Source organism: Acidimicrobiia bacterium (assembly GCA_040880805.1).
Classification (GTDB): domain Bacteria; phylum Actinomycetota; class Acidimicrobiia; order IMCC26256; family DASPTH01; genus DASPTH01.
Genome location: JBBDHW010000014.1, coordinates 22,354 through 30,595, shown reverse-complemented (window position 1 = coordinate 30,595; position 8,242 = coordinate 22,354). Strand labels below are relative to the sequence as shown.

General features: G+C 70.3%; 6 protein-coding genes. All 6 read left to right on the top strand.

What is annotated here, in order from left to right; translation table 11 throughout:
• The coding region (locus WD271_02675; protein ID MEX1006731.1) for an SAM-dependent methyltransferase at positions 1–596 on the top strand (596 nt) is incomplete at its 5' end.
• Between the two features lie 8 nt (positions 597–604).
• The gene (locus tag WD271_02670; protein MEX1006730.1) at positions 605–1,489 is read left to right on the top strand and encodes an NAD(+)/NADH kinase; all 885 of its coding nucleotides are present in this window, start codon (positions 605–607) and stop codon (positions 1,487–1,489) included.
• A gap of 12 nt (positions 1,490–1,501) precedes the next feature.
• Positions 1,502–3,187, top strand: coding sequence for a DNA repair protein RecN (gene recN, locus WD271_02665; protein MEX1006729.1), 1,686 nt, complete (start codon positions 1,502–1,504; stop codon positions 3,185–3,187).
• Positions 3,187–4,347, top strand: a complete 1,161-nt coding sequence (gene steA / locus WD271_02660; protein ID MEX1006728.1) for a putative cytokinetic ring protein SteA — start codon at positions 3,187–3,189, stop codon at positions 4,345–4,347. The genes recN and steA overlap by 1 nt, the downstream gene beginning before the upstream one ends.
• Positions 4,347–5,282, top strand: coding sequence for a copper transporter (locus WD271_02655; protein ID MEX1006727.1), 936 nt, complete (start codon positions 4,347–4,349; stop codon positions 5,280–5,282). Before steA ends, WD271_02655 begins: the two co-directional genes overlap by 1 nt.
• A complete protein-coding gene (locus tag WD271_02650) occupies positions 5,279–7,687 on the top strand; it encodes a hypothetical protein (GenBank protein ID MEX1006726.1) in 2,409 nt (802 codons plus the stop codon). The genes WD271_02655 and WD271_02650 overlap by 4 nt, the downstream gene beginning before the upstream one ends.
• Positions 7,688–8,242: the final 555 nt, after the last annotated feature.

Here is an 8,242-nt window from a genome sequence, read left to right as displayed (position 1 = left end):
CCCTCGACCGATTCGCTATCGATGTGCGCGGCCGGCGCGCGCTCGACGCCGGCGCGGCCGCTGGAGGGTTCACCGATTGCCTCCTCGACGCTGGTGCTGCGGAGGTGGTCGCGGTCGACGTGGGGCGTGGTCAGTTTGCGTGGGAGCTGCGCAACGACCCGCGCGTCACGTTGTTGGAGCGCACGAACGTGCGGGGCCTCGACGCCCGCGCCATCGCCGGCGCGGTCGGCGTCGTCGCCGCCGATCTGTCGTTCATCTCGCTCGTCACCGTCGCGCCCGCGCTCGCGCGTTGCAGCACTGCCGACGCCGATCTGGCGCTGCTCGTGAAGCCGCAGTTCGAGGCGGGCAGGGGCCGCGTCGGCGAGAAGGGCGTCGTGCGCGACCCCGGGGTGCACCGCGCGGTGCTCCGCGAGGTGCGTGATGGCTTGGCCGCCGCCGATCTCGTCGCGGTCGCCGCGATGACATCGCCGCTGCGGGGTGCCGACGGCAACGTCGAGTTCCTGTTCCACTGCCGCAAACACGGTGTCCCGGTCGACAACGGGGCGCTCGACGCGTGCGTCGACGACGCCGTCGAACATCCCCGAGCGCGCCGATGAGCACCCCGATGAGTGGCCACGTGAGTGGCCAGCCCACCGCGCACACGGTCGGCCTGGTACCGCACCCCCATCGCAGCAGCTCCAGCGAGCTCGCGAAGCACGCGGCCGAGCGCCTCGCCGAGCACGGTGTGGAGGTCCGTGTACCCGGGCCCGACGCGGATAGTGCGGGGCTCGGGCACCTCGCGGTCGAGCTCGAGCAGTTCGCGGAGGGCCTCGATGTCGTGATCTCGCTCGGCGGTGACGGCACGATGCTCCGCGCCGTCGACCTCGCGTACGAGGCGGGTGTCCCCGTGCTCGGTGTGAACGCAGGCCAGCTCGGCTACCTCACCGAGGTCGAGCCCAACGACTTCGACGCCGCACTCGACCGGCTTCTCGCCGGCGACTACGAGGTCGCGGAGCGAATGGTGCTCGAGGTCGAGGTCGAGTCGGCGGGTTCGGCGCGCGGTCGTTGGTTCGCGCTCAACGAAGCTGTGCTCGAGAAGGTGCACACGGGCCGGCTCGTGCGCCTCGACGTGGAAGTGAACGGCGCGCCGTTCACGACGTACGCGGCCGATGGCGTGATCGTCGCCACGCCGACCGGTTCCACGGCGTACTCGTTCTCTGCACGCGGCCCCATCGTGTCCCCGCGGCACCGCTGCCTGTTGCTCACTCCCGTGTCGCCGCACATGCTCTTCGACCGTTCGCTCGTGCTCGACCCCGAGGAGACGCTGCGCTTCAGCGTCTGCGACGACCGTTCCGTCGTGCTCACCGCCGACGGTCGCGAGCTCGGCGAGCTGGCCGCGGGCGACACGGTCTCGTGCACAGGGGGTACCCGCCCGGCGCGCATCGTCACGCTGGGGCCGCGCGACTTCCACCAGATCCTGAAGGCCAAATTCGGCCTTTCCGATCGGTAGGGCCGGCGCCGAATGCTTGCCGAGCTGCACGTCGTCGACCTCGGCATCGTCGCCGACCTCGACCTGCTGCTCGGCTCCGGCCTCACCGCCATCACCGGAGAGACCGGCGCGGGTAAGACGCTCATCGTGGAGGCGCTCGAGCTGCTCGTCGGCGGGCGCGCCGATGCGGCATTGGTGCGCGACGGCGCCGACGAAGCGCGCGTCGAGGGTCGCTTCGTCGATACCGATACTGGTGACGAGATGGTGTTCGCGCGGGTGATCCCGCGCGATGGTCGCAGCCGCGCGTACGTCGACGGCCGCCTCGCGACCGCGAGCGAGCTGGCCGAGCTCGGCGCGCGCTTCGTCGACCTCTACGGTCAGCACGCGCACCAGTCGTTGCTCGAGAGCGGAGTGCAGCGCGCGGCGCTCGATCGGTACGCGGGCGCGCCCGCAACCGACGCGCTCGCGAACTACCGCGCCGCGCGCGCGGGAACCCGTCGTGTCGACGACAACCTTGCCGCGCTTGGCGGCGACGCGCACGCGCGTGCCAGGGAGATCGACCTGCTGCGCTTCCAGGTGGAAGAGATCGCGGAAGCGGCAATCGACGATCCCGACGAGGAGACCGCACTCGAGGCCGAAGAGCTCCTCCTCGCCGACGCGTCCGCGCACCGCGAGGCGCTCGGACGCGCGTACTCCGCGCTCGAAGGGCCCGCGCTCGACGCACTCGGCGTTGCCGTCGCCGAGCTCGACGGTCGGTTGCCCTTCGCCGAGCTGAGCGCGCGCGTGCGTGCTGCCCAAGCGGAGATCGCCGACGTCGAACACGAGCTCAGGCTCGCGGCAGAGCGGGTCACCGACGACCCGCAGCGGCTCGAAGACGTCCGTCGCCGTCGCCAGCTCCTGCGCGGTCTCGGCCGGAAGTACGGCGACTCGCTCGCCGAGGTCGACGCGTACGCGACCCGAGCTCGCGAACGTCTCACCCAGATCGAGGGCTACGACGCGCGGGCAACTGAGCTCGAGACGGAGCGCCGCGACCTCGAACGCGCCGCGCTCGACGCGTCGAGCGCGCTGTCGGCTGCCCGGCTCGCGGCCGCCCCGCCGCTCGCCCGAGCCGTGGAGGAGCACCTCCGGGATCTGGCGATGCCGCACGCGCGCATGGAGGTGGAGATCGAGCCGGGCGAGCCCACCGAGGACGGGGCCGACCGCGTCACCTTCCTGCTGGCGCCCAACCAGGGAGAGAGCCCTCGCCCCATCGCCCGGGCCGCGTCCGGGGGCGAGCTCTCCCGCGCGATGCTGGCGGCGCGCGTCGTGCTCACGGACGCGCCTCCGACGCTCGTGTTCGACGAAGTCGACGCGGGGATCGGAGGCGAAGCCGGCATTGCCGTCGGACGCCTGCTCGCGACACTGGGTGCACGGCATCAGGTGCTGTGCGTCACGCATCTCGCGCAGGTGGCGGCGTTTGCCGACACCCAGGTCGTGGTGGAGAAGACCGTGGTCCCGAAGTCGACGAACCGGACAACTGGGAGCGAGCGAACCGTGGCGACTGCGACGATGATCGAGGGCGACGAGCGCGTGGCGGAGCTCTCCCGGATGCTCGCGGGAGTCGGTGACTCGTCGCACGCGCGCCGTCACGCGGCCGAACTGCTCGAATCAGTAGGAGCGAAACGTCCGCGAGTCGGGTATCCCGGCTCGCAGTTGAGCGACCCATCAGGCAGGCGCTGATGCTGAGCCTCCGGCTGCGCCGGCGCCCGAAGACTCCCGCCGCGGTGGAAGGTCCGGCAAAGGCCGACCGCCGCACGAAGGACATGATCCGGCGCCTCGTGCCCGGTGACATCGCCGTGATCGACCACGTCGACCTCGACCGTGTGGCCGCCGACGGCCTGATCGAGGCCGGGGTGATCGCCGTCGTCAACGCGTCGGAGTCGATCTCGGGCCGCTATCCGAACGGAGGCCCGATCCGCGTTGTGCGCGCCGGCATCCCGTTGCTCGACGCGGCGGGCAAGGACCTGCTCGATCGCGTGCGCGATGGCGACACGTTGCGGATCGTCGACGGCGAGATCTGGCGTGGCGACGACCTACTCGCGACCGCGAAGGTGCTCACAGAGCCAGAGATCGAATCGGCGATGGAGGACGCGCGCGCGGCGATCGGCGTCGAGCTCGAACGGTTCGCCGACAACACGTTGGAGTACGTGCGGCGCGAGGCCCGGCTCACCTTCGAGCCCCTCACGCTGCCACCGCTCCACACGAAGTTCGCGGCACGCCACGCGCTCGTGGTGGTCCGCGGTCACGACTACCGCAGTGACCTCGCCGCGCTGCGCTCCTACATCCGTGAGTACCGGCCGGTGCTCATCGGTGTCGACGGCGGCGCCGACGCGCTGCTCGAGGTCGGGCTGGAGCCCGACGTCATCATCGGCGACTTCGACTCGGTATCGGAACCCGCGCTCCACTGTGGCGCGGAGCTCGTACACCATGTGCACCCCGACGGGCGCGCCCCCGGACGGGAGAACCTCGTCGCGTGGGGCGTCGACTACCACGAGTTCGTCGCGGAGGGCACCAGTGAAGACGTCGCGATGCTGCTCGCCTACGAGTCGGGGTCGCAGCTCATCGTCGCGGTGGGGACCCACGCGACGATGGTCGAGTTCCTCGACAAGGGTCGGCGCGGCATGGCCTCCACATTCCTGACCCGCCTCCGGCTCGGGCCTGCCCTCGTCGACGCGAAGGGTGTGAGCCGCCTGTACGAGGGTCGCGTGCGCCGCCTCGACATGCTCTTCCTCGTCGGCGCTGCCGTCCTCGCGATGGTCGTCGTCGGTATCGTCGCCGAGCCCATCCACGTGTTCATGCGCGGCCTCTGGGTCACCCTCAAGGATCTCTTCTCGGGCTGATGATCAACTTCCGGTTCCATCTCGCGTCGCTGATCGCGATCTTCCTCGCGCTCGCGCTCGGTGTCGTCGTCGGCGCGGGCGTCATCGACCGCGGTGTCGTCGACACGCTCAACAACCGGCTCGACAGCGTCGAGCGCAAGTCCGACCGCATCGAGGGTGAGAACAGCGATCTGCGCGACGAGAACAACGAGTATGCCGACGCCATCACCGCGCTCGAGTGTCACGCGCTGTCGGGGACGCTCGTGGGGGAGGACATCGGACTCGTTGCGGTGCGAGGCGTCGACGAAGACCGGGTGAAGAAGACGGTGGCGGCCGCGCAGTGTGGTGGCGCGAACGTCACCGGCGTGCTCTGGCTCGAGGGCAAGTGGGCGCTCGCGAACGGCGACGACGTCACGGCGATGGCAGAAGCGCTGGGCTCGTCTTCGAAGCGACCGGCGACGCTGCGCACCGCCGTATGGAAGCAACTCGCCGAACGCTTGCAGGCGCCGCCGACTGTGGGAGACACGTCCGACCTGCTCACCACCCTGGAGGACGCGGGCTTCGTGAAGTTCGATACCGTGGGCGACGGCGGTCCGACGCTCGCTCAGTTCCCCAGGCGTGGCGCATCGATGCTCCTCGTCGTGGGAGATGACGCGGACGTGCCCGACAAGTTTGTGGTGGTACCCGCCGCGACCGCGTTCTCGGCAACCGGGATACCGCTCGCGGTCGGCGAGGTCTACGTCGGAGGCCAGGACGTACCGGCCCGAGGCTCGTCACTCGCACCGTTGCGGGAGGGGGATCTCGGGAAGAAGGTGTCGACGGTCGACGACCTCGACCGGCCGCAGGGCCCGACCACTGCGGCGCTCGCGCTCGCCGGCTTGCGAGAGGTTCCGGCGAGGATCGGCCACTACGGCCTGGGGGACGGCGCCAAGCTGCTGCCCGACGCTTCGCAGTGAGGAAACTCGCCGTCGCGGGGGCGGCAGCCCTCGGCGTCGTGCTCACCGTCGCGGCGTCCGCGAACGGTGCCACGAACGCACCGAGCGGAGCGCGCGTGTCGCGCGTCCTCGTCATCTCGCTCCCGAACGTCGAGTGGTCCGACATCCAGGGCGGTACGCTCCCGAACCTCGACCGGCTCTTCGCCGCGTCGTCGATCGGCGGGCTCGTCACGAACGGCATCGAACGGCCGAGCCCCATCGAAAGCAGCTACCTGACCCTCGGAGCAGGAACGCGTGCGACCGCAGGCGGGCAGTCCGCGGGCCAGGGCTTCGGCGTCGACGAGGAATTCGGCCGCGACCGCGCCGGTCGTGTGTTCGCGACGCGCACGGGCACGTCGCCCGGCAAGGGCCTCGTGTACATGCCGATCCCCGACGTGGTCGACGCGAACGAGAGTGAGTTGTACGGCGCGGAGGTTGGGCTCCTCGGTGACGAGTTGCAGCTCGCGGGCATCGGTCGAGCGGTGATCGCGAACGGCGACGGCAGCGACCCGAGCACCCCTGAGGTTCGTGAGCCGCCTTACCGCCGCAGCGCGGTCACGGCGTTGGTCACGCACGATGGGAAGGTGCCGCGCGGACGCGTCGACCGCGGGCTCCTCCAAGCCGACGCGAGCGCGCCATTTGGCGTGCGATTCGATCCCGACGCGGTGCTCGACGCGTTCCGCGCGGCGTGGAGCGACCGTTCGGTCGTGGTCGTCGAGGGTTCCGACTTGGTGCGCGCCGACCTCGCTGGTCGTTTCGCTTCCGACGAGCAGCGCGACCGTCTCCGCGCACGCGCGCTGCGTGACACCGACCGCCTCGTCGGCCGCTTGCTCGACGAGGTCGACGCGAAGCGCGACGCGGTCATCGTCGTCGGGCCCGCGCCTCCACGGGAACGTCCTTCGCTCACACCGGTCTCGGTACGTGCGACCGGGTTCACTCCGGGCTTCTTGCGTTCTACGACGACGCGCCACGACGGCTTCGTGAACATGGTCGACGTCGCCCCGACGATCTTGCACCTCTACGGGCTCGATCGGCCCGAAACCATGGAAGGCCGGCGGATGGAATCCGCCGACACCGGCTCCGTGCCCGAACGGAGATCCGGCGACGCGCTCGCCGGCCGCGTCAGCTTCCTCGTCGACACCAACGACGACGGGCTGTTCCGCGACAGCCAGGTCGGACCGTCGATGACGACGGTCCTCGTGATCTCGTGCGTGCTCGGGGTCGGTGTCGCGCTCGTCGACCTGCTCTCCGTTCGGGCACGGAGCGGGCTCTCCGTTCGGGCACGGAGCGGGCTCTCCGTTCGGGCACGGAGCCGGCTCTCCGTTCGGGCACGGAGCGGGCTCCGGCGTGAAAAGTGGTTGCGCAGGACCGCGTGGCCGCTCGTGTTCCTTGCGCTCGCGCTCATCGGGTTCCTCGACGCCACCTATCTGGCCGGGCCGTTGCATTTCGGCCGGCACGGTGGCGCTGCGCCGTACTGGCTGTTCGTCGTGGCTGTTGCCGTGCTGCTCGCGATCGCGTTCCTCACTGTCGCGCACCTGCTTTCTGTTCGGGCACGGAGCCGGAATTTGGTCCACGCGGTGCTCGTCGCGCTCGGGAGCATCGTCGTGCTCCACGTCGTCGACCTCGTCACCGGCGCGCACCTCGAGTGGAACACCGTGTTCGGCTACTCGCCGACCATCGGCATCCGTTTCGTGGGCGAAGGGAACATCGCGTTCGCCCAGCTCGCGGCCGCGGCGGTGCTGTTCGCCGGGCTGCTCGTGTGGCAGGTGCCGACCCGCCTCACAAAGCGTGTCGCGGTCGGAGTGCTCGCGGTAACCATCGTCGTGATGGGTGTTCCGATCTGGGGAAACGATTTCGGCGCGGTGCTCTCCGCGCTGCCCGGCTTCGCGCTGCTCGCGTGGATGCTCCTCGGCCACGAGGTGCGCGCCCGCACCGTCGCCGCGATCTCAGGGATCGTCGTGACCGCGGTCGTGGCTGTGGGGCTCCTCGACCTGTTGCGCCCGGCCGACCAGCGCACGCATGTGGGCAGGTTCTTCCAGAAAGTCGGCACTGATCTCGACGGCGCGACGCTTGTGATCCGCCGGAAGGCGGCCGCGAACCTGTCGGTCTTCGGCCACTCGGTCCTGCTCGGCACGATCATCGTGGTCGTGCTCCTCGTGGCATACCTCTGGTTTGTCGCGCCGCGATCGCTGCGCCCAGTCGTGCGGGAGCTCTCCACCGCCAACGCGACCGGAATCGCTTTCCTGGTCGTCGCGGTGCTCGGGTTCGCGTTGAACGACTCCGGCATCGCCATCCCGGGCATGATGTTTGCCGTGTTCGAGAGCACGTTGGTCGTTCTCATGGCGTCGTCGTACTTCGGCGCGCTCGTGAAGGCCGACGAGCCGTGATCGTGGTGGTTGCCATCCTCGTGGGGGTCGTCACCGTGCGGTTCCTGCGCATGGTGAGCGGCGACATCCTCTCGTCGCCCGCTCTCGGACGGCGCAACTACCGCGATCGCGTGGTCCCCACCGCGGGCGGGCTCTACATCGTGCTCACCGTGCTCGTCGTCGAAGCCGGCCGCGCGGTACTCGGCGCGCTTGGTGTCGGCGACCACGCCGGCCTCACGCTCGCGCGCAGCGAGATGCTGTTCGCGGTGTTCGGTTTCGCCTTCCTCGGGCTCGTCGACGACCTCGCCGCGGTCGGGTCCGATCGCGGTTTCCGCGGCCACCTCGGCGCGCTGCGCCAGGGTCGCGTGACCACCGGTCTGCTGAAACTGGTTGCCGGCGCGGCCATCGCGGTGGTGCTCGTGGCCACGCCCGGGTTCAAGTCGGGGCGCAGCCTGATCGTGGACGCCTTGCTGATCGCGCTGGCCGCCAACCTGGGCAACCTGCTCGACCGCGCGCCTGGCCGCACGATCAAGGCCGGGCTCATCGTCTACGTGCCGATTGCCATCGCGGTGGGCG